This window comes from Streptomyces melanosporofaciens (genome assembly GCF_900105695.1).
Taxonomy (GTDB): Bacteria; Actinomycetota; Actinomycetes; order Streptomycetales; family Streptomycetaceae; genus Streptomyces; species Streptomyces antimycoticus.
The window spans coordinates 1104270-1127895 of the sequence record NZ_FNST01000002.1 but is presented as its reverse complement, the minus strand read 5'-3'; the positions used below and the strand labels follow the sequence as shown (position 1 = coordinate 1127895).

Annotated in this window: 23 protein-coding genes and 1 pseudogene; 16 read left to right on the top strand and 8 right to left on the bottom strand. The window is 71.8% G+C overall.

The genetic code is table 11. The annotated features are described in order from the left end of the window. The first annotated feature begins 29 nt into the window (after nt 1-29). The gene (locus BLV72_RS07665; RefSeq protein WP_244320689.1) at nt 30-1304 is read left to right on the top strand and encodes a hypothetical protein; all 1275 of its coding nucleotides are present in this window, start codon (nt 30-32) and stop codon (nt 1302-1304) included. Between the two features lie 72 nt (nt 1305-1376). Then, the gene (locus BLV72_RS07660; protein WP_093461161.1) at nt 1377-2519 is read left to right on the top strand and encodes a glycosyltransferase family 4 protein; all 1143 of its coding nucleotides are present in this window, start codon (nt 1377-1379) and stop codon (nt 2517-2519) included. A gap of 110 nt (nt 2520-2629) precedes the next feature. On the opposite strand, the gene BLV72_RS07655 is transcribed toward BLV72_RS07660, so the two are convergent. Further along, nucleotides 2630-4426 (bottom strand): AMP-dependent synthetase/ligase, encoded by a 1797-nt coding sequence (locus BLV72_RS07655; RefSeq protein WP_093461159.1) that lies wholly within the window; start codon nt 4424-4426, stop codon nt 2630-2632. A gap of 252 nt (nt 4427-4678) precedes the next feature. Here BLV72_RS07655 and BLV72_RS07650 point away from each other — a divergent pair, with 252 nt between their 5' ends. The 6 genes and pseudogenes from BLV72_RS07650 to BLV72_RS07625 all read left to right on the top strand — a co-directional run bounded on the left by BLV72_RS07650 (nt 4679) and on the right by BLV72_RS07625 (nt 9902). Continuing rightward, a complete protein-coding gene (locus BLV72_RS07650; protein WP_093461157.1) occupies nt 4679-5440 on the top strand; it encodes a metallophosphoesterase family protein in 762 nt (253 codons plus the stop codon). A 66-nt stretch (nt 5441-5506) separates the two neighbouring features. Next, nucleotides 5507-5947 (top strand): SRPBCC family protein, encoded by a 441-nt coding sequence (locus BLV72_RS07645; protein ID WP_059143417.1) that lies wholly within the window; start codon nt 5507-5509, stop codon nt 5945-5947. Between the two features lie 125 nt (nt 5948-6072). Then, nucleotides 6073-7397, top strand: a pseudogene (locus BLV72_RS07640) (ArsA family ATPase). Nucleotides 7398-7587: 190 nt separating this feature from the next. After that, nucleotides 7588-8061, top strand: coding sequence for a DUF5304 domain-containing protein (locus BLV72_RS07635; RefSeq protein WP_093461156.1), 474 nt, complete (start codon nt 7588-7590; stop codon nt 8059-8061). A gap of 57 nt (nt 8062-8118) precedes the next feature. Beyond that, nucleotides 8119-9060, top strand: coding sequence for an ROK family glucokinase (locus BLV72_RS07630; RefSeq protein WP_059143420.1), 942 nt, complete (start codon nt 8119-8121; stop codon nt 9058-9060). A gap of 23 nt (nt 9061-9083) precedes the next feature. Further along, the gene (locus tag BLV72_RS07625) at nt 9084-9902 is read left to right on the top strand and encodes an endonuclease/exonuclease/phosphatase family protein (RefSeq protein WP_093461155.1); all 819 of its coding nucleotides are present in this window, start codon (nt 9084-9086) and stop codon (nt 9900-9902) included. Nucleotides 9903-10007: 105 nt separating this feature from the next. Here the strand turns inward: BLV72_RS07625 and BLV72_RS07620 are convergent, their stop codons facing one another. Further along, nucleotides 10008-10646 (bottom strand): hypothetical protein, encoded by a 639-nt coding sequence (locus tag BLV72_RS07620; protein WP_093461153.1) that lies wholly within the window; start codon nt 10644-10646, stop codon nt 10008-10010. Next, nucleotides 10639-11460 (bottom strand): alpha/beta hydrolase, encoded by an 822-nt coding sequence (locus BLV72_RS07615; RefSeq protein ID WP_208905579.1) that lies wholly within the window; start codon nt 11458-11460, stop codon nt 10639-10641. The genes BLV72_RS07620 and BLV72_RS07615 overlap by 8 nt, the downstream gene beginning before the upstream one ends. A gap of 126 nt (nt 11461-11586) precedes the next feature. On the opposite strand from BLV72_RS07615, the gene BLV72_RS07610 reads away from it, so the two are divergent. From BLV72_RS07610 to BLV72_RS07595, 4 genes are all read left to right on the top strand, one after another. Continuing rightward, the gene (locus BLV72_RS07610; protein ID WP_093461152.1) at nt 11587-12312 is read left to right on the top strand and encodes a lysophospholipid acyltransferase family protein; all 726 of its coding nucleotides are present in this window, start codon (nt 11587-11589) and stop codon (nt 12310-12312) included. A 78-nt stretch (nt 12313-12390) separates the two neighbouring features. Beyond that, on the top strand, nt 12391-13626 hold the full coding sequence (macS, locus tag BLV72_RS07605; RefSeq protein ID WP_093470229.1) for a MacS family sensor histidine kinase: 1236 nt from the start codon (nt 12391-12393) through the stop codon (nt 13624-13626). Then, the gene (locus tag BLV72_RS07600) at nt 13623-14303 is read left to right on the top strand and encodes a response regulator (protein WP_014060046.1); all 681 of its coding nucleotides are present in this window, start codon (nt 13623-13625) and stop codon (nt 14301-14303) included. The genes macS and BLV72_RS07600 overlap by 4 nt, the downstream gene beginning before the upstream one ends. A gap of 179 nt (nt 14304-14482) precedes the next feature. Further along, nucleotides 14483-15511, top strand: a complete 1029-nt coding sequence (locus BLV72_RS07595) for a 6-phosphofructokinase (protein WP_093461150.1) — start codon at nt 14483-14485, stop codon at nt 15509-15511. Nucleotides 15512-15625: 114 nt separating this feature from the next. Here the strand turns inward: BLV72_RS07595 and BLV72_RS07590 are convergent, their stop codons facing one another. Next, entirely contained in the window at nt 15626-17635 is a 2010-nt protein-coding gene (locus tag BLV72_RS07590) for an anthranilate synthase family protein (protein ID WP_093461149.1), read from the bottom strand. A gap of 93 nt (nt 17636-17728) precedes the next feature. Then, nucleotides 17729-17785: a trp operon leader peptide gene (locus tag BLV72_RS51945; protein WP_106516695.1), complete on the bottom strand. Its 57-nt coding sequence runs from the start codon at nt 17783-17785 to the stop codon at nt 17729-17731. Nucleotides 17786-18064: 279 nt separating this feature from the next. Between BLV72_RS51945 and BLV72_RS07580 the strand changes: the two genes are divergently transcribed. Beyond that, nucleotides 18065-19414 (top strand): class II 3-deoxy-7-phosphoheptulonate synthase, encoded by a 1350-nt coding sequence (locus BLV72_RS07580; protein ID WP_093470228.1) that lies wholly within the window; start codon nt 18065-18067, stop codon nt 19412-19414. Between the two features lie 140 nt (nt 19415-19554). Next, nucleotides 19555-19833: a (2Fe-2S)-binding protein gene (locus tag BLV72_RS07575; protein WP_093461146.1), complete on the top strand. Its 279-nt coding sequence runs from the start codon at nt 19555-19557 to the stop codon at nt 19831-19833. A 65-nt stretch (nt 19834-19898) separates the two neighbouring features. Here the strand turns inward: BLV72_RS07575 and bfr are convergent, their stop codons facing one another. Continuing rightward, nucleotides 19899-20423, bottom strand: a complete 525-nt coding sequence (bfr, locus tag BLV72_RS07570) for a bacterioferritin (RefSeq protein ID WP_093461144.1) — start codon at nt 20421-20423, stop codon at nt 19899-19901. 157 nt (nt 20424-20580) lie between these two features. Here bfr and BLV72_RS07565 point away from each other — a divergent pair, with 157 nt between their 5' ends. Further along, on the top strand, nt 20581-21204 hold the full coding sequence (locus BLV72_RS07565; protein ID WP_093461142.1) for a sulfite oxidase-like oxidoreductase: 624 nt from the start codon (nt 20581-20583) through the stop codon (nt 21202-21204). A 25-nt stretch (nt 21205-21229) separates the two neighbouring features. Here the strand turns inward: BLV72_RS07565 and BLV72_RS07560 are convergent, their stop codons facing one another. After that, nucleotides 21230-21739, bottom strand: coding sequence for a DUF4396 domain-containing protein (locus BLV72_RS07560; RefSeq protein ID WP_093461140.1), 510 nt, complete (start codon nt 21737-21739; stop codon nt 21230-21232). 82 nt (nt 21740-21821) lie between these two features. Then, nucleotides 21822-22706: a deoxyribonuclease IV gene (locus BLV72_RS07555; protein ID WP_208905578.1), complete on the bottom strand. Its 885-nt coding sequence runs from the start codon at nt 22704-22706 to the stop codon at nt 21822-21824. 80 nt (nt 22707-22786) lie between these two features. On the opposite strand from BLV72_RS07555, the gene BLV72_RS07550 reads away from it, so the two are divergent. Next, nucleotides 22787-23596 carry a maleylpyruvate isomerase family mycothiol-dependent enzyme gene (locus BLV72_RS07550; protein WP_093461138.1) on the top strand — a complete coding sequence of 270 codons (810 nt, stop codon included), beginning with the start codon at nt 22787-22789 and terminating at the stop codon, nt 23594-23596. The last annotated feature ends 30 nt before the right edge of the window (nt 23597-23626 follow it).

The following is a 23626-nucleotide window of genomic DNA, read 5'->3' as shown; positions in this document are numbered from 1 at the left end:
CCGGCGCGCGGGCTCGTACGATCTAAGACGTGGCGGGTCGGTGGAGATCGGGCGGATGGCGGGCGCTGCTGTGCCTGCCGCTGGTGGGCACGTTCACCCTGACCGCGCTGGGCGGCTGCGCCCCCGCCCCCGCGCCCGACGACCCCGAGGGGCGCGACGGCCGGGCCGTGCAGCGCCTGCTGGACCAGCGGGCCGCCGCGGTCCGGGAGCGGGACGCGGACGCCTTCCTCGCCACCGTGGACCGCGGCTCCGCCCGCTATGTGGCCGAGCAGCGGCGGGTGTTCCGGCAGATGTCCGCCGTACCGCTGCGCTCCTGGACCTACCGGCTGGTGCGCACCGGCGGTTTCACCCCCGCCCCGGTCGGCGGCCGAAGCCTCGCCGCACAGGTCGAACTCCGGTACCGGCTGACGGGATACGACACCGCGCCGGTCGTCTCCGCCCAGTACCTGACCCTCGCCCGGCGCGGCGGGCGGTGGTACGTCGCCTCCGACAACGGCGTGGTGGACGGCAAGCGCGGTACGGAACAGCTCTGGGACCAGGGCACGGTCGACGTCGTCCGCGGCGCCCACAGCCTCGTCCTGGGCGTCGGCCAGGAGCGGCGGGTGCTGCGCGCGGTCGCCGGTATCGCGGACCGGGCGGTGCCAGCCCTCGGCCGGGTCTGGCCCCATGAGTGGGCCGGACGCGTGGTGGTCGAGGTCCCCGACTCCCTGGACCGGATGGCGGCCCTGCTCGGCGCCTCCGCGGACGGCTACCGGGGGATCGCCGCCGTCACCACGGGCGAGGTCGGCGGGACCGGTGACGAGGCGCCCGCCGACCGGGTGATCGTCAACCCCGAGGCGTACCAGGTCCTCGGCGACTTCGGGCGGCGCGTCGTGATCACCCATGAGACGGCCCATGTCGCCACCCGGACCGCCACCAGCGCCGCCACCCCGCTCTGGCTCTCCGAGGGCTTCGCCGACTGGGTGGGCTACCGCACCCCCGGCCGCACCCCCCGCCAGGTCGCCCCCGAACTCACCGACGCCGTCGTCGCCGGGCAGCTGCCCACCTCGCTGCCGCGCGACGACGACTTCCGCTTCGGCAGCGACCCCGACCGCCTCTCCCGCGCCTATGAACAGGGCTGGCTCGCCTGCCGCCTGATCGCGGACCGGTGGGGCGAGAAGAAGCTGGTCGACTTCTACCGCACGGTGGGCCGGGCATCGAAGCGCTCGGGGGCGGTGGAGTCGGCGCTGCGGAAGGTGCTGGGGGTGAGCCTGACGGAGTTCACGGTGCTGTGGCGGAAGTACGTGGCGACCGAGCTGGGCTGAGCGCCGCCCCTGGTCCCCGCGCCCGGGTGGGCCGGAGCGGGCCCGCCGCGGCACCCGGTACTGTCGGCCACGATGGACAAGACCCTGCTCGTGACCAACGACTTTCCGCCCCGCCCCGGCGGCATCCAGGCGTTTCTGCACAACATCGCGCTGCGCCTCGACCCGGACCGGATCGTCGTCTACGCCTCCACGTGGAAGCGCGGCCAGGAGGGCGCCGAGGCCACCGCCCGCTTCGACGCCGAGCAGCCGTACCAGGTCATCCGCGACCGGACCACCATGCTGCTGCCCACTCCGCGGGTCACCCGCCGCGCGACCGCGCTGCTGCGGGAGCACGGCTGCACCTCGGTGTGGTTCGGCGCCGCCGCGCCGCTCGGGCTGATGGCCCCGGCGCTGCGCGCGGCGGGGGCGCGGCGGCTGGTGGCCACGACGCACGGCCACGAGGCGGCCTGGGCGCAGCTTCCCGCCGCACGGCGGCTGCTGCGGCGGATCGGCGGGTCCACGGACACCCTCACCTATCTGGGTGAGTACACCCGCTCCCGTATCGCCGCCGCGCTCGACCCCCGGGACGCCGCCCGGATGGCGCAACTGCCGCCCGGGGTGGACGAGAAGACCTTCCACCCCGGCTCGGGCGGCGACGAGATCCGGGCCCGGCTGGGCCTCGCCGAGCGGCCCGTCGTGGTGTGCGTCTCCCGGCTGGTGCCGCGCAAGGGGCAGGACACGCTGATCCGGGCCATGCCGCGGATCCTGAAGCGGGTGCCGGACGCGGTGCTGCTGATCGTCGGCGGCGGGCCGTACGCGAAGGATCTGAGCCGGCTCGCGGAGACCGAGGGGGTGGCCGACTCCGTACGGTTCACCGGCCCCGTGCCCTGGGAGGAACTGCCCGCCCACTACGGCGCGGGTGACGTCTTCGCCATGCCCTGCCGCACCCGCCGCGGCGGGCTGGACGTCGAGGGCCTCGGCATCGTCTATCTGGAGGCGTCCGCGACCGGGCTGCCGGTCGTCGCCGGGGACTCGGGCGGGGCGCCGGACGCGGTGCTGGACGGGGAGACCGGGTGGGTCGTCCGGGGCGACTCCGCCGAGCAGAGCGCCGAGCGCGTCGTGGCCCTGCTGGAGGACGCCGAGCTGCGCCGCCGCATGGGCGAGCGGGGCCGCGCCTGGGTGGAGGAGCGCTGGCGCTGGGATCTGCTGGCCGACCGCCTGAAGTCGCTGCTGTGACGGTCCCCGGCACCGGGGAGTGGTGGCCCCCGGCGTCGCGCCGTGGCGGTCCCTGACGTCGCCGCTGTGACGGTCCGGGCCCGGGGGAGCGCCCCCGGGCCTCGCCGTCGTCAGCCGCGGTAGATGGCCTCGATCTCGGACGCGAAGTCCTTCGCCACCACGTTCCGCTTCAGCTTCAGCGAGGGCGTCACATGCCCGGAGTCCTCGGTGAACTGCGTCGCCAGGACGCGGAACTTGCGCACCGACTCCGCCTTGGACACCGCCGCGTTGCCGTCCTCCACCGCCTGCTGGATCTCGGCCAGCAGATCCGGGTCCTCGCGCAGCTCGGCCACGGTCACACCCTCGGGCTTGCCGTGTTCGGCCGCCCAGCGGGGCAGGAACTCCTCGTCCACCGTGACCAGCGCGCCCACGAAGGGACGGCCGTCGCCGACGACCATGCACTCGGCGACCAGGGCATGGGCGCGGATCCGGTCCTCGATCACCGCCGGGGCGACGTTCTTGCCGCCCGCGGTGACGATGATCTCCTTCTTGCGGCCGGTGATGGTGAGGTAGCCGTCCTCGTCGAGCGTGCCCACGTCCCCGGTGTGGAACCAGCCGTCCGACAGCGCGTCCGCGGTGGCCGTCTCGTTGTTCCAGTACTCGGTGAAGAGGTGCTCACCGTGGAGCAGCACCTCGCCGTCGTCGGCGATGCGCACCACCGTGCCCGGCATCGGCTGCCCGACCGAGCCGATCTTCTGCCGATCCCAGGGGTTGAAGGTGGTCGCCGCGCAGGACTCCGTCAGGCCGTACCCCTCCAGCACCGTGAAGCCGATGCCCCGGTAGAAGTGGCCCAGCCGCGCGCCCAGCGGCGCACCGCCGGAGATGGCGTGGGTGGCCCGGCCGCCCAGCACGGCCCGCAGCTTGCTGTAGACCAGCCGGTCGAAGACCTTGTGCTTGAACCGGAGCCCGAAGGACGGCCCGCCCGGGGCGTCCAGCGCCTTGCTGTACTCGATGGCGGTGTCGGCCGCTTTGTCGAAGATCTTGCCCTTGCCCTCGGACTGGGCCTTCGCCCGCGCCGAGTTGTAGACCTTCTCGAAGACGCGCGGCACGCCCAGCACCAAGGTGGGCCGGAACGCGGCGAGTTCGTCGGTCAGGGACTTCACATCCGGCACATGGCCGAGCTTGATCGGCGCCAGCACCGCCGCGATCTCCACCAGCCGCCCGAAGACATGGGCCTCGGGGAGGAACAGCAGCACCGAGGACTCACCGGTGTTGAAGATCGGCTTGAGCCGCGCCACCGCGTTGCCGCATTCGGCGAAGAAGCTGCGGTGCGAGAGCACACAGCCCTTGGGGCGGCCCGTGGTGCCCGAGGTGTAGACGATGGTGGCGGGGGAGTCGGCGTTGGCGATCGAGGAGCGCTCGTCCACCTTCTCCTCGGGCACGTCCGCGCCCAGCTTCCGCAGCGTATCGATGGCATCGCCCTCGATCCGCCAGAGGTGCTTCAGGGTGGGCAGGCTGTCCCGTACGGCCTCGACGGCGGCCTCGTGGATCCCGGTCTCGACCAGCGCGGCCACCGCGCCCGAATCGCTGAGGATCCACTGGATCTGCTCCGGTGAACTCGTCTCGTACACCGGCACGGTGACCCCGCCGGCGCTCCAGATGGCGAAGTCCAGCAGTGTCCATTCGTAGCGGGTCCGCGACATCAGGCCGACCCGGTCGCCCGGCTCGACCCCGGCCGCGATCAGGCCCTTGGCGGCGGCCCGCACTTCGGCCAGGAACGCGGTCGCGGTCACGTCCTCCCATTGGCCGTCGACCTTGCGGCCGACCACGGCGACATCGGGATGCTGTGCGGCATTGCGGCGGATGAGATCCGTCAGATTGCCGTCGGCCGGGACCTCGTACAGGGCCGGAAGGCTGAACTCGCGCAAGACTGCTGCTCCTCATGGGGCGCCGGCGCCGCTACAGGGCATGGGGGGTGGTGGACGGCCCGGACGTTACCCATCGGTACGCTTCCGGGATAGGGGTTCCTGCCCAGATGTTTGATGCGTCACACACCGCCTTCATGCTGTCCGCAGACTAGTCGACGGACGTCGCGGCCGCTGAGGAACCGCAGGTGGACGCGGGTCGCTGCAGGCAGAACACCTTACGGGCACGGGCCCATACGTCTTAGGGTGACATGCATGCGAGTCCACGTGGTGAGTGACGTGCATGGCAACAGTGAGGACCTGGAGAAGGCCGGTGACGGGGCGGACGCCCTGATATGCCTCGGCGACCTCGTGCTCTTCCTCGACTACGCCGATCACTCCCGTGGCATCTTCCCCGACCTCTTCGGGGTCGAGAACGCCGACCGCCTCGTCGAGCTGCGCACCGCCCGCCGCTTCGAGGAGGCCCGGGTGTTCGGCGACCGGCTGTGGGCGGGGATCGACCGCCGCACGGCTATAGAGTCCGCGATCCGCCGCCAGTACGCCGCGCTCTTCGCCGCGTTCCCCACTCCGACGTACGCCACCTACGGAAATGTCGACATGCCGTCACTGTGGCCGGAGTACGCCCAGGCCGGTACCACCGTCCTCGACGGTGAGCGCGCCGAGATCGGCGGGCTGGTCTTCGGTTTCGTGGGCGGCGGGCTGCGCACCCCGATGCGCACCCCCTACGAGATCGACGACGAGACCTACGCGGCGAAGATCGCGGCGCTCGGCGAGGTGGACGTGCTCTGCACCCACATCCCGCCGGATGTGCCCGACCTCTGCTACGACACCGTCGCCCGCCGCTTCGAGCGCGGCAGCGCCGCCCTGCTGGAGGCGATCCACACCGTCCGTCCCAAGTACTCCCTCTTCGGCCATGTCCATCAGCCGCTCGTCCGCCGTATGCGGATCGGCGCCACCGAGTGCGTCAATGTCGGACACTTCGCCTCCTCCGGCACCCCCTGGACCCTGGAGTGGTGACGCGCGCGCGGTAGCCTTCAGCGGCAGAGAGCTCATGCGGCGGACCGGTACGGAGGAGCCACGGCGATGGCGGAACACACCAGCTCGAGCATCACGATCGAGGCGGCCCCGGCCGACGTGATGGAGGTGATCGCCGACTTCGACCGTTACCCGGAGTGGTCCGGTGAGGTGAAGGAGGCCGACATCCTCACCAAGGACGAGCGGGGGCGCGCCGAGCAGGTGCGGATGCTGCTCGACGCCGGGGCGATCAAGGACGACTACACCCTCCAGTACAGCTGGACCGGAGACGACCAGGTCAACTGGTCCCTGGTCAAGTCCCAGATGCTGCGCACCCTTGACGGCTCCTACCGGCTGTCGGCGCTCGACGGCGGCAAGAGCACCGAGGTGACCTACCAGCTCACGGTTGACGTCAAGATCCCCATGCTGGGCATGATCAAGCGCAAGGCCGAGAAGGTCATCATCGACCGCGCGCTGGCGGGCCTGAAGAAGCGCGTCGAGAGCGCCTGAACCGGGCGGACCACCCCGGCCCGACGGTGCCCGGGGTGGTCCGCGGCGCGGGGTACGCTCCGGCCGGGCGGACCATTCAACCCGCGCCGCGCATCTGACGCATCACCCTGCCGGAGGCTCCCTTCATGCGTACGGTCCTCGTCACCGGTACCGGCGGCGCGGGCCGCACCACCGTGGCCGCCGCGACCGCCCTCGCCGCCGCCCGTGAGGGGCAGCGGACGCTGCTGCTCACCGCCGACCCGGACGGCACTCCCGAGGCGCTGCTCGGCATCCGCGCGCTGCGCTCCGCCCCCGGGCGGCCGGCGGACCGGCTGCCGTGGTCCGTCCCCGTCGAGCTCGCCCCGGGGCTGTGGGTCGCGCGGATCATCACGGACGAGTGGTTCCGCGGTGAGCTCACCGCCTTGCAGGACCGCGGTCACGGCCTGCTCGACCTGCTCGGCGCGACCCCGCTGGACGGCGAGGAGCTGACCGCCCTCCCCGGGGTGGAGTCCATCGCGCTGCTGCGCGCCCTGCGTGCCGCCCAGACCGCCCCGCCCGGCACCGGCTGGGACGTCCTCGTCGTCGACATGCCGCCCGCTCCGGACACCGTCGCGCTGCTCGCGCTGCCCGAGCAGCTCCGGCGCTATCTTCGGCGGCTGCTGCCCGCCGAGCGGCAGGCGGCCCGTGCGCTGCGGCCGATGCTCGCCCAGCTCGCGGGGGTGCCGATGCCCGCGCAGAAGCTGTACGAGACGGCCGAGCGCTGGGAGCGGGAACTGGCCGCCGTCCAGGGGGTGATCGAGTCCGAGGCCACGACGGTACGGCTGGTCGTGGAGCCCGGGCCGCTCGCCGACCGGGCGCTGCGCACCGCCCGCGCCGGCCTCGCGCTGCACGGCTGCCGGGTGGAGGCGGTGATCGCGAACCGGCTGCTGCCGACCGGGACCTCCGACCCGTGGCTCGCCGCGCTCTCCGGGCAGCAGCAGGCCGCGCTCAAGGAGCTGTACGAGCAGTGGGCGCCCGCCGTCCCGGTCCGTGAGCTGCCGCATCTGGGCCGCGATCCGCACGGCGTAGGCGATCCGCGGGGCGCGGAGCCGCGGCCCGGCGAGGGCGGTGTGGACGGTGTGGACGGTGGGGACGCCCAGCGCGCCCCGGCCGGGCTCGCCGCGCTCGCCGGGGCCGTCGGGGCCCCGGGGCGCGGCCCGACCGGCCCGCCCCCGACCCCTGGACCGTCGAGGACCGGCTGGCCGACGACGGGGTGCTGTTGTGGCGGCTGCCGCTGCCCGGCGCCGACCGCGACGGGCTCGGGCTGGTGCGCCGGGGCGACGAACTGATCGTCACCGTCGGCCCGTTCCACCGGGTGCTGCCGCTGCCGTCCGCCCTGCGCCGCTGCACCGTCTCCGCCGCCGGGCTGCGCGACGGATGGCTTCAGGTGCGCTTCACCCCCGATCCCGACCTGTGGCCGAAGCGGCTCTGACCCCGGCTCCGGCTCCGGCCGGTCCGGGTCCCCGGCTCCGGCCGGTCCGGGTCCCCGGCTCCGGCCGGTCCCCGGCTCCGGTCCTGGCCGGTCCCGGGCTCTGACCCCGCCCCCCTCCTTCGGGTAACGTCGGTCATAAGCCCGGATGAACGTCACCGGGCAGCCAGCATCCCCGCCGCAGGAGTTCGCCATGAGCGATGCCACCGAGCGCCCCGCAGAGCCCCCGCTCACCGATGTACCGGTCACCGAGCTGGACCCCGACGCCTGGGAGCAGGCGTGTGCGGAGGACCTCGCCGCCGAGCGGGCCAGGCGGCGGGCCCGGCAGACCGCCGAGGAGCCGGGGAGTGTCGCCGAGGAGTTCCTCAAGCTGGCCGACGCGCTCGCCGACAAGGTCGCCGGGCTCCAGGCGCCGCTCGCCGGAACGGCGGTTCAGGGGGCCGTACAACAATTGATCGAACAGGCGAAGGCCGCCGCGGAACCGGTCATAGAGCGCAATCCAGATGTTTTCGAACACCTCGCCAGCGCCGGGTCCGAGCTGCTCGCGGCCTATCGCGCCGCCGTGACCGGCCAGGAGCGGCGCTGGACCCAGGGCGCCGAGGGCAGCACCAAAGATCGCGGTGATGAATCGAAGAGTTCGAGTAGTGAACACATCGACCTCGACTGAGCGCCACCTCCGGTACCGTTAGCCTCGGCGGGGTTCGACCAAATAACTGAGGGACTCATGGGACTCACCATCGGCGTCGACATCGGCGGTACGAAGATCGCGGCCGGCGTGGTCGACGAAGAGGGCTCGATTCTCGAGACGAGCCAGGTTTCGACCCCGCAGACTCCCGAGGGAGTCGTCGACGCCATCGCGGACGCGGTGCGCATCGTCAGCGAGGGGCACGAGATCGAGGCCGTCGGTATCGGCGCGGCCGGATATGTGGACGACAAGCGCGCCACCGTGCTCTTCGCGCCCAACATCAACTGGCGGCACGAGGCGCTCAAGGACAAGGTCGAGCAGCGCGTCGGCCTGCCCGTCGTGGTGGAGAACGACGCCAACGCGGCCGCCTGGGGCGAATACCGCTTCGGCGCCGGGGTCGGCCATGACGACGTCGTGTGCATCACGCTCGGCACCGGCCTCGGTGGCGGCATCATCATCGGCGGCAAGCTGCACCGCGGCCGCTTCGGCGTCGCGGCCGAGTTCGGCCACATAAGGGTCGTCCCCGACGGTCTGCTGTGCGGCTGCGGCAGCCAGGGCTGCTGGGAGCAGTACGCCTCCGGCCGTGCGCTGGTCCGCTACGCCAGGCAGCGCGCCGCCGCCACCCCGGAGAACGCCACGGTCCTCCTCGGCCTGGGCGACGGCACCGCCGAGGGTATCGAGGGCAAGCACATCAGCGACGCCGCCCGTCAGGGCGACCCGGTGGCCATCGACTCCTTCCGCGAGCTGGCCCGCTGGGCCGGAGCCGGGCTGGCCGACCTCGCCTCGCTCTTCGACCCCTCGGCGTTCATCGTCGGCGGCGGGGTCTCCGACGAGGGCGATCTGGTCCTGGAGCCGATCCGCAAGTCCTTCCGGCGCTGGCTGGTCGGCAATCAGTGGCGTCCGCACGCCCAGGTGCTCGCCGCCCAGCTCGGCGGCAAGGCCGGGCTCGTCGGCGCCGCCGACCTGGCCCGCCAGGGCTGAGCGGCGAGGGGGGAACCGTCATCGTGCCGCTCGCGGACCTGCCCGGATCCACCACCGACCCGGACGCGGCCGTGGTGCGGGTGCTCAGCTACAACATCCGCTCGATGCGGGACGACCGCGAGGCGCTGGCCCGGGTGATCCGGGCCTGCACCCCCGATGTCGTCTGCGTCCAGGAGGCGCCGCGCTTCTTCCGCTGGCGCAAGGCCGCCGCCTGGCTGGCCCGGGAGACCGGCCTCGTCTACACCACGGGCGGGGCCACCGCCGCCGGCCCGATGATCCTCACCTCGCTGCGCGCCCATGTGGAGCACGCCGAGGACACCCTGCTGCCCCGCGTGCCCGGGCTGCACCGGCGCGGTTTCGCGACCGCCGTGCTGCGCTTCGGCGGCGGCCACCGCGACACCGGCGCCCGGGAGAGCGGCGACGGCTCCTCAAAGGGCCCCGACGGCGTCCGGCTCGGCGTGGTCAGCTGCCATCTGAGCCTCGCGGAGGCCGAGCGCTACGAGCAGGCCGGGCTGCTGCTGGACCACCTGGCCGCGCTCGACGTCCCGTACGCCATCGCGGCCGGAGACATCAACGACCGGCCGGAGGGCCTCGCCTTCCGCCGGATCGCGGGCCAGCTGCGGGACGGCTGGGCCACCGAGCCCTGGGGGAGCGAGGCCACCTCGAACCCCAAGAACCCGCATCAGCGCATCGACGCCGTCTTCGCCTCGGAGGGCGTCGAGATCATCGGCTGTGGGGTCCCGACCGGGCTGCCCGGCGTCACCGACGCGGACCTCCTGGCGGCCACGGACCACCTTCCGGTGCTGGCCGCGCTCCGGCTGCCCCGCGTCGCCCCGGTCTGAGGCCGATCGCCCCCGGGCGGGGCTGAGGCCGATCGCCCCCGGGCGGAGCCGGAGCCGGGACACCCGGCTCCGGAGCCCCGGGGTCAGACGACGGCAGTCCCGGGGTCAGACGACGGCGCCGCGCCCCGGGTCCTCGTCCTCTTCCTCGTCGTCGTCCTTCATCCGCATCACCAGCGTGACGAAGCCGCCCAGGAAGCCCCCGACGCCCAGCGTCGCGATCCACCAGACCATCTCCACCTGGAACAGCACCACACCGAGCAGCAGCAGCGGCCCGCCCAGCACGCCCAGCCAGGCGAAGCGGGAGGTGGTGTCGGACTCGGGGAGCGGAGGCGGCTCGGGCGGGACGAAATGGCCCTCGTCGGTCTCGTCGAAGTCGTCCTCGGACGGCTCCTCGGGCTCCCAGTCGCGGGGGCCCACGCCCGGGGCGTAGACGATGAAGCCGCCCACCGGCTTGCCGGTCTTGTCGGTCTTGGTCAGCCCGGCCGTCGCCGCCCCGCCGATGGCCTCGCCGTCACCGGGCCCTTCGCGGTCGGTGTCGGGGTCGGTGCCGGTGTCGCCGTCCGCCGCGGACGTGTGGTCCTGGTCCCGCTCCCGCTCCTCGTCGAGGTTCTCGGCAGCAGGCCATCGCTCGGCGCCCGGAGGGTCGTGCGGCTCCTCCCCGTACGCGGCGACGATGGCGGCGAAGGCGGCGTCGTCATCGCGCCGCGCGTCCGCCTCGTTCTCATTCGAGTCGCGCTCAGCCACTGGCCGCCGCCCCCTCCTTCCCGCTTCCCTTCCCGAGGTCGGTCCGGGTGTCGGTGTCCTCACCCATACCCGCCGTCAGCCGGGTGATGAACGTGTCCGTCTCCTCGAAGATGAACTCGGCGTCATGGTCCAGGGTCGCCACGTGGAAGCTGCGCTCCAGCAGCCGCTCGGTGACGTCCCGCGAGGACACCTGACTCAGGATGCGCTCGGAGTCGGCCGGCGGCACCACATGGTCCTGGGGGCTGTGCATCACCAGCAGCGGCTGGGTCACCTGCGGCAGTTCGGCGTCGACCACCCGGTAGAAGCGGCGCATCGAGTGCACGGCGTGCAGCGGCATCCGGTCGTAGCCCGACTCCCGCGCCCCCGGCTTGGCGATATCGCTCACAATGCCCTTCACCGAGGGCACCAGATGACGCAGCACCGGAAGGGCCACGGCCAGCGGATCGTGGATGCGGTTGGCCGGATTCACCAGGGCCAGGCCGCTGATCTCCGCGCCGTGCTGGGCGGCCAGCCGCAGCGCGAGCGCCCCGCCCATCGACAGACCGCAGACGAACACCCGCTCGCAGGCCCGGATCAGCGACCGCAGCTCGCGGTCCACCTCCGCGTACCAGTCCTGCCAGCCGGTGACGGCGAGGTCCTGCCAGCGGGTGCCATGGCCGGGAAGCAGCGGCAGCGAGACGGTCAGACCACGGGCCGCGAGATGGTCGGCCCAGGGCCGCACGGACTGCGGGGAACCGGTGAAGCCGTGACAGACGAGGACGCCGATCTCTCCGCCGTCATGGCGGAACGGCTCGGCTCCGGGCAGGAGCGGCACCACGGATCTCCGTTCACTGGGGAAGCGGGTATCGAGGTCCTCAGCGTACGCGGCGCGCCGCATACGGGGTAGGCAGGTTAAGGTCTCCTCGTCGGATACAGGAGGTCCCGGTTGTTCTACGGCGCTATGAAGCTGTCGGTGGGTGGCGCGTTGAAGCTCACCTTCCGGCCCTGGGTCGAGGGGTTGGAGAACGTCCCCGCCGAGGGGCCGGCCATCCTCGCGAGCAACCACCTCTCCTTCTCCGACTCCTTCTTCCTGCCCGCGATGCTCGACCGGAAGGTCACCTTCATCGCCAAGCAGGAGTACTTCACCACCCCCGGGGTCAAGGGGCGGCTGACGGCGGCCTTCTTCAAGGGCGTCGGCCAACTCCCGGTGGACCGCTCGGGTTCGCGCGGCGCCGGCGAGGCCGCCATCAAGGCGGGCATCGACGTGATCAAGCGGGGTGAGCTCTTCGGCATCTACCCCGAGGGCACCCGCTCGCCCGACGGACGGCTCTACCGGGGCAAGCCGGGCGGCCTGGCCCGGGTCGCGCTCGCGACCGGCGCGCCGGTGCTCCCCGTGGCGATGATCGACACCGAGAAGATCCAGCCCCCCGGCAAGGTCATGCCCAAGCTGATGCGGCCCGGTATCCGGATCGGCAAGCCGCTGGACTTCAGCCGCTACCACGGCATGGACGGCGACCGCTTCATCCTGCGCTCGGTGACCGACGAGGTCATGTACGAGATCATGAAGCTCTCCGGCCAGGAGTACGTGGACGTCTACGCGACCGCCGCCAAGCGGCAGATCGCGGATGCCGAGGCGGCCCGTAAGGCGGCCGAGAAGGAGAAGGACAAACACAAGTCCGGCGCCTAGCCGCGCCGCACCGGGGGGTGGGGGACGTTGACGGAGCGGTCCAGAGGTGAGCGCGCCGGGGGCGAGCGCGTGGTGCGGATGTCCGTCGAGCAGCCGCTGTGGCAGGCGCTGACCGCCTACCGGGTGCTCACCCTGCTCTACGCGCTCGGCCTGTGCGTCTACTCCTTCGACGAGTACGACCACCCGCTCGGCGCCGTCGTCTATCTGGCGGTGCTCACGCTGTGGACGGCGCTCACCTTCCGGATGGTCTCCTCGGCCGAGCGCTGCACCCGGCAGTTCCTCGTCGGCGACCTCGGCATCGCGGTGACCGGCATTCTGCTCACTCCGCTCGTGGACACCCATGACCGGATCGTCCAGGGCACGCCCACCCTCCCCTCGATATGGACGATGGGCGCGGTCCTCGGCTTCGCGATCAAGGGCGGCTGGCGCTGGGGCGCCTCGGCCTCCACCGTGGTCTGCGCCGCCAATGTGATCGAGCGCGGCGGCTTCGCCCAGGACACCGTCCACATGCTGATGCTGGTGTGGGTGGCGAGCGTGGCCATCGGCTACGTCGTCGAGGTGGCCCGGGCCAGTGAGCGCACCCTCGCGCGGGCGCTGCGCATCGAGGCGGCGACCCGGGAGCGGGAGCGGCTGGCCCGCGACATCCACGACAGCGTCCTCCAGGTGCTCGCCATGGTGCAGCGGCGCGGCGCCGCGATCGGCGGTGAGGCGGCCGAACTGGGCCGGATGGCGGGGGAGCAGGAGATCGCGCTGCGCACCCTGGTCTCCACCGGTCTGGTGACCCCGCCGCGTGGGGCGGACGCCGCCCCCGACCCGGGCGGCCTCCCGGACGAGGCGGACCCATTGGTCCCGCCCTGTCCGCCCGACCCCGAGCGCTCCGACGGCGGCCCGTGCGATCTGCGGGCCCTGCTGGCGCCGCACGCGGGCTCCCGGGTGACGTTCTCCGAACCGGGCGCCCCGGTGCTCCTCCCGGCGGGCGTCGCCGGGGAGTTGGCCGCCGCCGTGGGCGCCGCCCTGGACAACGTACGGGTCCACGCCGGGGAGGACGCCCACGCCTGGATCCTGCTGGAGGACGAGCCGGACGCGGTGATGGTGACCGTACGGGACGACGGCCCCGGCATCCCCGAGGGGCGGCTGGCGGACGCGGAGGCGGAGGGCCGCCTGGGGGTGGCCCTGTCGATCCGGGGGCGGCTGCGCGACCTCGGCGGCGCCGCCGCGTGGATCTCGGCGCCGGGGCAGGGCACCGAAGTGGAGTTGACGGTTCCGAAGGCGCCTGCGAAGAAGGCGAAGGCAAAGGGGGAAGCGGCACGATGACCGCTCAGCACGACGGCCGCCCGATGACGGTGATGGTGGTCGACGACCATCCGATGTGGCGCGACGCGGTGGCCCGGGACCTGGCCGAGGCCGGGTTCGACGTGGTGGCCACGGCCGGGGACGGACCGCAGGCGGTCCGCCGGGCCAAGGCGGCCGGGCCCGACGTCCTGGTGCTCGACCTCAACCTGCCCGGGCTGCCGGGGGTCGAGGTGTGCAAGGAAGTCCTCGCCGACCGCCCCGAGCTGCGGGTGCTGGTGCTCTCCGCGAGCGGTGAGCACGGGGACGTCCTGGAGGCGGTCAAGTCCGGGGCCACCGGCTATCTGCTGAAGTCGGCCAGCACCGAGGAGCTGCTGGACGCGGTGCGCCGCACGGCGGCCGGCGACCCGGTGTTCACCCCCGGCCTCGCGGGCCTGGTGCTCGGCGAGTACCGGCGGCTCGCGGGCGAACCCGCCCCCACCGCCGCCGACCAGCCCGCCGTCCCCCAGCTCACCGAGCGCGAGACGGAGGTGCTGCGGCTGGTGGCCAAGGGGCTGTCGTACAAGCAGATCGCCGAGCGGCTGGTCATCTCGCACCGCACGGTGCAGAACCACGTCCAGAACACCCTCGGCAAACTCCAGCTGCACAACCGCGTGGAGCTGGTCCGCTACGCCATCGAGCGCGGTCTGGACGACGCCTGAGGCCGTCCGGCCGAGGCCCTGACACCGCTTCACCCCTCGTACGGGTGAAGTTCAAAACCAACTCCCTTGATCCGCGCGGGAATCGACTGACGCCCCATCCCGTGTGACCTGGATCACCGTTAGCGTGGCTCTCCGTACCGGGCCCAATCACGGGATTCCATGGGAGAAGGGAAGAAACGATGCGGGTCGGAGTGCTGACCGGCGGCGGTGACTGCCCCGGGCTCAACGCGGTCATCCGCGCCGTCGTGCGCAAGGGCGTACAGGAATACGGCTATGACTTCATCGGCTTCCGGGACGGCTGGCGAGGCCCTCTCGAGAACGACACCGTTCCCCTCGACATCCGCGCGGTGCGCGGCATCCTGCCGCGCGGCGGCACCATCCTCGGCTCCTCCCGCACCAACCCCCTCAAGAGCGAGGACGGCATCCGGCGGGTCAAGGAGACCCTGGTCAAGCAGGAGGTCGACGCGCTGATCGCGATCGGCGGCGAGGACACCCTCGGCGTCGCCGCCCGGCTCTCCGGCGACTACGGGATCTGCTGTGTCGGCGTCCCCAAGACCATCGACAACGACCTGTCCGCCACCGACTACACCTTCGGCTTCGACACCGCCGTCAACATCGCCACCGAAGCCATCGACCGGCTCCACACCACCGCCGAATCGCATATGCGCGTGCTCGTCGTCGAGGTGATGGGCCGTCATGCCGGGTGGATCGCCCTGCACTCGGGGCTGGCCGGCGGCGCCAATGTCATCCTTCTCCCCGAGCAGCGCTTCGACGTCGACCAGGTCTGTTCCTGGGTCGAGTCCCGATTCAAGATCCGCTACGCCCCGATCGTGGTCATCGCCGAGGGCGCGATGCCCAGGGACGGCGACGCGGTCCTCAAGGACGACTCGACGGACTCCTTCGGCCATGTCCGGCTCTCCGGGGTCGGCGAGTGGCTGGCCAAGGAGATCGAGAAGCGCACCGGCAAGGAGGCCCGCACCACCGTCCTCGGCCATGTCCAGCGCGGGGGCACGCCCAGTGCCTTCGACCGCTGGCTGGCCACCCGCTTCGGGCTGCACGCCATCGACGCGGTGCGGGACGAGGACTTCGGGAAGATGGTGGCGCTGCGCGGCACCGACATCGTCCGGGTTCCGCTCGCCGAGGCGACCGCACGGCTCAAGACCGTCGATCCCTCGCTCTACGCCGAGGCCGAGGTCTTCTTCGGCTGAGGCCGTCTGGGTGCAGTACGGCGATGGGCCGGGCGCGTTCACCGCACCCGGCCCATCGTCATGCCGCCGTCACGTCATGCCGCCCTCACGCCGCCCTGCGGGCCGGTGGGTCCTTCAGACCAGCACGCCCGCCAGCAGCTCCGCCACCAGCGCCGCCCCGTCCCGGGACAGCACCGACTCCGGGTGGAACTGCACACCGGCGAAGCCCGGTCCGCGCAGCGCGTGCACGTCGCCGGTCACCGGGTCCCGGCTCAGCTCCACGCGGTGCATCGCCAGCTCCGTCTCCGCCGCCTCGTCGCAGCGCGCGGTGAAGGTGTTGTAGAAGCCGACGGTCTCCTCGCGCCCGAAGAAGTCGATCCGCTCCTGCGCGCCCTGGAACGGCACGTCCTTGCGCACGATTTCCAGCCCCAGCTCGGCCGCGATCAGCTCGTTCCCCAGGCACACCCCCAGCAGCCCGTGCCGGTGCCCGGCCACCAGCTCGGCGGTCAGCGCCCGCAGGAACCGCATCTTGGGGTCGGCCGCATCGCCGGGGTCGCCCGGCCCCGGGCCGAGTACCACGGGCCCCTGATGCGCCAGCGCCGCCTCCCGCACCCCCGGCTCGTCGTACCGCCGCACGGTCACGGTCAGCCCCGAGGTGCGCAGCAGATGCGCGAGCATCGCGGTGAACGTGTCCTCGGCGTCGATCACCAGAGCATGCCCGGACAGCCCTCCGGCCACGGGCTCGTCCGCCGACGACGGGGTCTGCTGCATCCGCAGCCAGAACGGCGCCAGGTCCGCCCGCCGCGCGTCCAGCGCCGCCCGTACCCGCGGATCGTCCGCCAGCCGCGGCCGCGAGCCCTGCCCCTCCGGCCGTACGGGCGCCGGCCGCACGCCCAGCGCGGTCAGCACCCCGGCCGCCTTGGCATGCGTCTCGGCCACTTCGCCGCGCGGGTCGGAGTGGCGGACGAGCGTGGCGCCGACCGCCACCTTCAGCGATCCCCCGGGGTCGATGTCGGCGGTGCGGATCAGGATCGGCGAGTCGAGGGTCTGGGCGCCGCCGCCGTCCCGCCCGATCAGCGCGAGCGCCCCGGCGTAGTAGCCGCGTCCGGCGCCGTCCGGCCCGAGGGGCTCATGGCGCTCGATCACCCGGCAGGCGTTCTGCACCGGAGAACCGGTGACCGTCGCGGCGAACATCGTCTCGCGGAGCACCTCCCGGACGTCGAGCGAGGAGCGGCCGCGCAGCTCGTACTCGGTGTGCGCGAGATGTGCCATCTCCCTGAGCCGGGGCCCGATCACCGTCCCGCCCATGTCGCCGACGGTGCACATCATCTTCAGCTCCTCGTCCACGACCATGGACAGCTCCTCCACCTCCTTACGGTCGTGCAGGAACTCCAGCAGCCCCTCCGCGCTCGCCCCGCTCTCGGGGTAGCGGTACGTCCCGCTGATCGGGTTCATCACGACCGTGCCCGCCCGTCGCCCACCACCACCGTCAACCGAGAGCGCTTCGCGCTCGCCCCTCCCTCCCGTCATCCGCACATGCACCTCGGGGCTGGCCCCCACCAGCGTCCGCCCGTCCGCCAGCCGCACCACATACGTCCAGTAGGCGCCCCGCTCACCGGCCAGCAGCCGCCGGAAGAGCGCGAGCGCGTCGCCGCGGCAGAAGCCCGGGATCTCGCCCCGGAACGTCCGCCGGATGACGAAGTTGGCGCCCTCGCCGGTGCCGATCTCGTCCTCGAGGACCCGGCTCACGATGGACGCGTACGCGTCGTCGTCCACGTCGAACGCCCCGTCCTCGACCCGCACCCGGTGCGCGGGCAGCGCCTCCAGCGCCTCGGCGAGCGGCAGCTCGTAGCTCTCCCGCGGGCGCAGCACGGCCAGCGGCGTGCCGTCGTCGCGCACCGCGAACCCCCGCTCGCGGATCTGCCGGAAGGGCACCAGCGCGAGGGCGTCCGCCACCGGCGCGCCGTCCTTCGGCGCGCCGGTCGGCAGCGGGATGTCGGTCAGCCGCTCCACCTCGCCGACCGGGCCGAGCAGCACCTCGACGGTGTCGGGTGCCCGGCCCGGGGTGCGTCGGTGCAGCAGGGCGAAGGGCGGCGCGTCGTCGGCGAGCAGCCGGGCGACGACGGCCTCGGCGGTGTGGTGCATGGCGGATGGTTCCTTCCGGAATGAGGAACGACCCGCGGAAACGCCGAAGGCCGCCCCTCGGGCGGCCTTCGCGAGATCTTGGGAGTGCGCGATTCAGTGGGCCGCCGGATGAGCGGTCCACCACCAGGTCATGGTCAGTCGCGCGAACACGCAGTGGACTTTACCTCAGGGGCGGGGCGCGGGGTCGGCTGGAGCGCCCGCCGATGGCGGTGAGGTCGATGTCCACCGTCAAGGGCGCCGTGATCGCGAGCTTGTCATGGTGGATTCCGGTCAAGGAGAAGTGGAGCCGCCAGGAGGCGGGATCAGCCGAGCCGAAGTTTTTCGAATGCGGTGAGAAGAGGGGGCGGGAGCGTCCATGGCGTGGTGGAAGATGTCTCACCCTGTGGGCACCGGGCTGGGCGGCGGTGGAGACCCCGTAACCTTGTGCGGGTGACCGTGAACGCTGAATCCCACGCCGGTGGCCACACCTGGCAGTCTCTTCCCGCGGCGCAGCAGCCTGACTGGCCGGACCGAGCGGCTCTGCGCGATGTGATCGCTGAGCTTGAGTCCTATCCGCCGCTCGTCTTCGCGGGCGAGTGCGACGCGCTGCGGCACCGCCTGGGGGCCGTGGCGCGGGGCGAGGCGTTTCTGCTGCAGGGCGGGGACTGCGCCGAGGCATTCGACGGTGTGGGCGCCGACCAGATCCGTAACAAGCTGAAGACGCTCCTGCAGATGGGCGCCGTGCTGACCTACGCCGGATCCGTCCCGGTGGTGAAGGTGGGCCGGATCGCCGGGCAGTACAGCAAGCCGCGCTCGAAGCCGACCGAGACCCGCGACGGGGTGACCCTGCCCACATACCGTGGCGACTCCGTCAATGGATTCGAGTTCACCCCCGAGGCGCGGATCCCGGATCCGCAGCGGCTGAAGCGGATGTACCAGGCGTCGGCCTCGACGCTGAACCTGGTGCGTGCCTTCACCACCGGCGGCTACGCCGACCTGCGCCAGGTGCACGCCTGGAACCAGGACTTCGTGAAGTCGTCGCCGTCGGGTCAGCGCTACGAGGCGCTGGCGCGCGAGATCGACCGGGCGCTGTCCTTCATGAACGCCTGCGGGGTGGACCCGGAGGAGTTCAAGACCGTCGAGTTCTTCTCCTCGCACGAGGCGCTGGTCCTGGACTACGAGACGGCGCTGACCCGCACCGACTCGCGCACCGGTGAGCTGTACGACGTGTCCGGGCACATGGTCTGGATCGGTGAGCGCACCCGGCAGCTGGACGGGGCGCATATCGAGTTCGCCTCGAAGGTCCGCAACCCGGTGGGCGTGAAGCTGGGACCGACGACCACGCCGGAAGAGGCGCTGTCGCTGATCGAGCGGATCGACCCGGACCGCGAGCCGGGCCGGCTGACCTTCATCACCCGGATGGGCGCGGACAAGGTCCGCGACAAGCTGCCCAACCTGGTGGAGAAGGTGACCGCCTCCGGTGCGCAGGTCGTCTGGGTCTGCGACCCGATGCACGGCAACACCTTCGAGGCGGCCTCCGGGCACAAGACCCGCCGCTTCGACGATGTGCTGGACGAGGTCAAGGGCTTCTTCGAGGTCCACAAGGAGCTCGGCACCCATCCGGGCGGCATCCACGTGGAGCTGACCGGCGACGATGTCACGGAGTGCGTGGGCGGCGGCGACGAGATCTTCGTCGACGATCTGCACCAGCGCTACGAGACGGCGTGCGACCCGCGGCTCAACCGCAGCCAGTCGCTGGACCTGGCGTTCCTGGTGGCGGAGATGTACCGGGACCAGTGAGGGTCATCCGGTAGAGATCATAAAGACGCAGGTGGGGCGCGGATCACAACGATCCGCGCCCCTTGTCCGTTGTGGGGCTCCGATGCTGCAGGTAAGGTAAGGGTTACCTCACTGATCAACGTCATCGCTGGAGAGAGCCCGTGTACGTCTGCTCATGCTTCGGCATCACCGAGCAGCAGGTGCGTCAGCACGCCGAAACGGGCGCGTGCACCCCGCGCCAGATCGCCGGTGCCTGCAAGGCGGGCACGGACTGCGGATCGTGCGTGCGGAAGATCCAGGCGCTGCTGGGTCGCGGTGCATGCCCCCGGCGCGAGGCGCTGGACCCGGTCGTCCTGACGACGGCCGCGGCGACGGCGAGCGCGGCGACGGCCGTCGCAGCCGCTTCCGTCCCGGCGCCGACGGCGGCCGAGGCGGCCTGACCGGCGGCGGCCCGAGGCGGCCTGACCGGCGGCCCGGCCCGGTCGCTCCCGGCGTCGCTCCGGGCTCAGTGGCCGGGGTGACCGTTCCCGGAGTAGTTGCCCCCGCCGTGGTCATCGCTGGGCTGCTCGATCTGCTGGGCGATGTAGAGGGCCTCACCGAGCTTCTCGATCAGCTCGAGCTGCGTGTCGAGATAGTCGATGTGGAGTTCCTCGTCGGCGAGGATGTACTCGAAGAGATTGGCCGAGGTGATGTCGTTCTTGGACCGCATCAGCTCGATGCCCCGCTTGAGGCGGTCGATCGCCTCGACCTCCACCTGCCGGTCGGCCTGGAACATCTCGGTCGCCGTCTGGCCCACCCGGACATGGAAGAGCCGCTGGTAATTGGGCAGGCCATCCAGGAGGAGGATCCGGTCGGTGAGAAGCTCCGCATGCTTCATCTCATCGAAAGACTCCGACCGGGTGTATTTGGCAAGCCGAGTCCAGCCAAAGTGGTCCTGCATCTTGGAGTGCAGAAAGTACTGATTGATCGCGGTCAGCTCGCCGGTCAGCTGCTCGTTGAGGAACTCGAGGACCTCGGGGTCACCCTGCATCGGAGGGGCTCCTTCCAATCCGATCGGGAACGGCAGGTTCCGCGCATCGTGTCACCGCGCCTGTTGGGCGTCCAGTAAGTGCACGCTTAGTACGAGTTGTGCCCGTCTCTGATGCCCTGGTCACGACCACCCCCGGCGGTCTGAGACCATGGAGCCCATGGGTCAGTCGGAAAGCCGCGAGGGGGAGCTCGCGAAGCTGCCCCCTGGGCAGCGACTGCAGCGCGGTTGGCCGGTTACGCACTATGGGCCGGTCCCGAAGTTCAGGCCGGAGCGATGGGAGTTCCGGGTCTTCGGCGCCACGGCGGACGGCGATAAACACTGCTGGACGCATGAAGAGTTTTCGGCTCTGGCGTACTCGACGGTCGTGGCCGATCTGCACTGCGTCACCAAATTCAGCATGCTCGGCGCCGAATGGGGCGGGGTTTCCGCGCTGGAGATCGTGGAGCTGGCGCCGCCGGCGCCCGATGTCACCCACGTGATGGTGTGGGCGGAATACGGCTTCAGCTCGAATCTGCGCCTGACGGACTTCATGGCGGAGACCACGATTTTCGCGACGCACAAGGACGGGGAGCTGCTCACCGCCGAGCACGGTTTTCCGGTGCGGCTGGTGGTGCCCCATCTCTATGCCTGGAAGGGCCCGAAATGGGTGCGCGGCGTGGAGTACATGACCGCCGACCGCCGCGGCTTCTGGGAGGAGCGCGGCTATCACAACGTAGGCGACCCTTGGGCGGAGCAGCGCTACACCTACCAGGAGGAACCGGGCGACGGCCCGGAGTTCTAGTTCGGGCCGCCGCCGCGTTTCGCGGTCAGTGGTACTGGTGGACCACCGCATGCCCCTTGCCCCGCGTGATCATCCACTTGTTGACCGGCGTGGTGAGCAGGAACGCCACCACGAACGACAGAGCCAGGCTGAGCCAGAAGAGAGCGTCCGACAGCGTCGCGTCCATCGCGCCGGGGAAGAGGGCGATCGTTCCGTTGTCGGCCAGCTCCATGATCGTGATCGAGACGGTGTCGGCCGCCAGGGCCACCCGCAGCGCACTGCGCACATCGAGCCCCGCCCGCAGCACGCTCCGCATGGTCAGCGAGTAGCCGAAGACGAAGGCGAGCACGATCGCCAGGATCATGGTCGGGACGTTGTGCCAGGCCAGGGCCGTGCCGATGGCCATGCCCGCGATCTCGCCGATGGCACAGCCGGTGAGGCAGTGCAGAGTGGCCTGGGCGGCCATCGACCAACTCGTCGCGCCCTTACGGTGCTCATGGTCTCCATGGTGCTCGTAAGGCCCGCTCCGCGTGTGCTCATGCTGCCGCATGTCCATACCCCCAGCGATGATCGGTGATCGGTCGATCTCGTTCAACGCTATACCCCCCAGGGGTATTCCTCCATGGGCTGGACTTTTCTCAGGCCGCCCCGGCGCGCAACTCCTTCAGCCGGGCCACATCCGCCGCATGCCCCGCCGTACCGTCCGGTCCACCCGGCGTCTCGACCACCAGCGGCACCCCGTCCGTCGCGGGGTGGCCGAACAGCTCGCGGAACGGCTCCGCCCCGATATGCCCGGCGCCGATGTTGGCGTGCCGGTCCTTGTGGGCGCCGACCACGTCCTTGGAGTCATTGGCGTGGATCAGCTTGAGCCGCCCCTCGCCGGCGACGGCCACCAGCTCGTCCAGGGTCTGCTTCATACCGCCCGGCGCTGCGAGGTCATGGCCCGCCGCGAACACATGGCAGGTGTCCAGGCAGACACCGAGCCGGGGATGCCGGTCGAGCGCCTCGACGTACGGGCCCAGATCCTCCACAAGCGCGCACAGCGAGGTGCCCTGCCCGGCGGTCGGCTCCAGCAGCAGCCAGGGGTCGTCGTCCCGGGTCAGCTCGTCCAGCAGCGGCAGCATCCGCTCCCGCACCTGTGCGATCGCGGTGGCCCGCGCGCGTCCCCCGGTCGCCGAGCCGGTGTGGACGACGACGCCGAGCGCACCGATCTCCCGGCCGCGCCGGAGCGAATGGCGCAGGGACTCCACGGACCGGTCGGCCGTGGCCTCGGTGTGCGAACCGAAGTTGATCAAGTAGGGGGCGTGGACGTACGCCGGTATGGACCGCTTCGCGCAGGCGGCGCGGAACGCCTCGTCCTGGGCGGGCGTACCGGCCGGGGTGGCCCAGCCGCGCGGATTGGCGACGAAGACCTGGACGGTCTCGGCGCCGATGTCGGCGGCGTGCGCCAGACCGACGGTGGCGAGGCCACCGGCCACCCGGACATGGCCACCGATGGGATTGCGGATCCGATGCGTACTCACAGTTCAAGGTTCCCAGGTGCGCAGGGCCCGCGTGATCGGGCCTGTCCCAACTGTCGGCGGGCGCCTCTAGTGTGACGTGCATGACTCTGCTGAGCTTTGACCGTCGCTGCTCCGAGATCGTCGCGCAGACCCAGCTGTTGCGGGGCGCGATCGAGGGCGCGGATCTGACGCGCCCCGTGCCCACCTGCCCGGGCTGGAACGTCGGGCAGCTGCTGCGTCATCTCGGCGGGACCCATCGGTGGGCCGAGGAGATGGTGCGGACCCGGGCCACGGGCGCGCTGCCCGACCAGCATTTCCGCGATGCGTCGCGGTACGCGGAGGAGGACGCCGCCGAGGTCGCCCCCTGGCTGGTCGAGGGCGCCGAGCTGCTGGCCGAAACGCTGCGCGAGGCGGGGCCCGACGCGGAGCTGTGGACCCCGGCGCCGGACTTCGGACAGGTCGCCGGAGGGCGCGCGGACTTCTACGCCCGCCGCTTCACCCATGAGACGGCGCTCCACCGGGCCGACGCGGCGCTGGCCCTCGGCGCGGAGTACACCCTCGACCAGGAGGTCGCCCTGGACGGGATCGACGAGTGGATGGCGCTCGGCTCGCTGCCGATGCACTTCGAGGTCCACCCCTGGATGCGCGAGCTGCTCGGCCCGGGCCGCACCCTCCACTTCCACGCCACCGACACCGCACCGGAGGTGGCGGCGGAGTGGGTGGTCGACCTCACCGGCGACGCGATCATCTGGCGGCGGGCGCATGAGAAGGCCGCGGTCGCGGTGCGCGGGCCGCTGACCGACCTGTTGCTGATCATCTACAAGCGGCGCCCGGCCCGGAGCGCGGGCGTCGAGATCCTGGGCGACGAGAAGCTGCTCGACTTCTGGCTGGAACGGGTCAGCTTCGGCTGACCGCCTGGAGCCAGGGGCCGCTGCCGGACG